Annotated in this window: 5 protein-coding genes; all 5 read right to left on the reverse strand. The window is 32.6% G+C overall.

The features are described from left to right. Positions 1–9 precede the first annotated feature (9 nt). Complete coding sequence (locus tag ACJROP_RS00035; RefSeq protein ID WP_406533476.1) at positions 10–408, reverse strand: 50S ribosomal protein L14; 399 nt, start codon at positions 406–408, stop codon at positions 10–12. A gap of 5 nt (positions 409–413) precedes the next feature. Continuing rightward, complete coding sequence (locus ACJROP_RS00040) at positions 414–731, reverse strand: 30S ribosomal protein S17 (protein ID WP_298517703.1); 318 nt, start codon at positions 729–731, stop codon at positions 414–416. 11 nt (positions 732–742) lie between these two features. Continuing rightward, complete coding sequence (gene rnp1 / locus ACJROP_RS00045) at positions 743–1,021, reverse strand: ribonuclease P protein component 1 (protein WP_406533477.1); 279 nt, start codon at positions 1,019–1,021, stop codon at positions 743–745. Positions 1,022–1,105: 84 nt separating this feature from the next. Then, positions 1,106–1,444, reverse strand: coding sequence for a stress response translation initiation inhibitor YciH (yciH, locus tag ACJROP_RS00050; RefSeq protein WP_406533478.1), 339 nt, complete (start codon positions 1,442–1,444; stop codon positions 1,106–1,108). Continuing rightward, a partial coding sequence (gene rpmC, locus ACJROP_RS00055; RefSeq protein WP_406533479.1) for a 50S ribosomal protein L29 occupies positions 1,445–1,520 on the reverse strand: 76 nt, incomplete at its 5' end.

Genomic DNA, 1,520 nt, shown 5'->3' on the forward strand with positions numbered 1-1,520 from the left:
TTTTTCACCTTATACTAAAATACTTGCTGCACTACCAACACTAGGCCATCTGTCAGCTGCTTCTTTAGCAACAGGACCTCTAATTTCAGATCCTTTTAAAACTCCTTCAGGAGTAATAATAACTGCAGCGTTATCTTCAAATTTAACACGAAGACCATCAGCACGCCTATATTCCTTTTTTTGTCTAACTACAACTGCATTAACAACTTCTCTTCTCATATCTGCAGTTCCTTTTTTAACGGAAGCAACAACTAAATCTCCAACACCGGCAACATCGAGTCTTCTTCTTACACCTTTGAATCCTTTTACGGAAATAATTTCGATTTCACGAGCACCAGTATTATCAACACATTGGAGTCTTGCGCCAATCGGTAATGCTTTAGTTACACTTGAGGTTAATGGTTTCATAATAATTACTCTCCTTTAACTTCAACTAAAACAAAATGTTTAGTTTTACTTAATGGTCTACATTCTGCAACTTTTACAGAATCACCAACATTCACATGTAAGCAATCAGGTTTGTGAACATTGATTTTAGATTTCCTTTTTTCATATCTTTCGTATTTTTTAATGAATTTATAGTAACTACGTTCAACAGTAATAGTCCTTTCTGCCTTGTTACTTACAACAACACCTTCAAGAACTTGACCTCTTACAGGCAAAGTTCCGTGAAATGGGCAGTTAGGATCATCACATGTAGTTTCTGGTTCTTGAACGTTAAGCCCAACCATATTATCACCATTTATAATTTTTTAAACCTTTTTTTTATTCTATCTTCAGGACGAATAGACAAAATGTTACCATCAATTTCAACTTTTTCCCCGTTTGGGATTTCAAATACAAATAATGTTCCTTTCTTAGGAATCATTTTTTCAGTACTGTCCAATCCCTCAATTTTAATGGTATTTTTTGTCTCGTCAATAACTGTTCCTTTTAAATTAAGAGACTTATTCTTCAAATTAGTTGCATGAACTTTCAATCCAATGAATTCATGATGAACTAAATTTTTTGAAGTAATCATAATCCCCATCTCTTAACATAACATTTACAATAAATTATGCAGAAAATTACAAAATTTTATTGAAAAACATATCGAATAGATGAATTATCTCCTTTTCTTATTGTTCTTTTTAGATTCACGAATTTCGATAGTATCAGATGAGAAACCCATATCAGATAAAACTTCTTTGACCTTGACCTTATGATCGCCTTGAAGTTCTATTTGACCGTTTTTAGCGGTTCCTCCACAAGCACATCTTGCTTTAAGAGTTTTTGTGAGTTCTCTAATATCTATATCGTGTTCATCTATACCCTCGATAATAGTCATGAGTTTTCCAAATCTTCTTCTTACAGTAAAAACCTTCAAAGATTGAACTTCACGTGCAATTTCTTCACAAACACAAAGTTCTTCTGGAAGCCCACATACATCACAAATTTTTGACATTTAATTCTCCTTTTGTTTTTCATTCAATATTGTAAGAACACGAGCAATTGTTCTTTTTAATTCTCTAATTTTTCCA

The organism is Methanobrevibacter sp., assembly GCF_045220775.1.
In the GTDB taxonomy this organism is placed as follows: domain Archaea; phylum Methanobacteriota; class Methanobacteria; order Methanobacteriales; family Methanobacteriaceae; genus Methanocatella.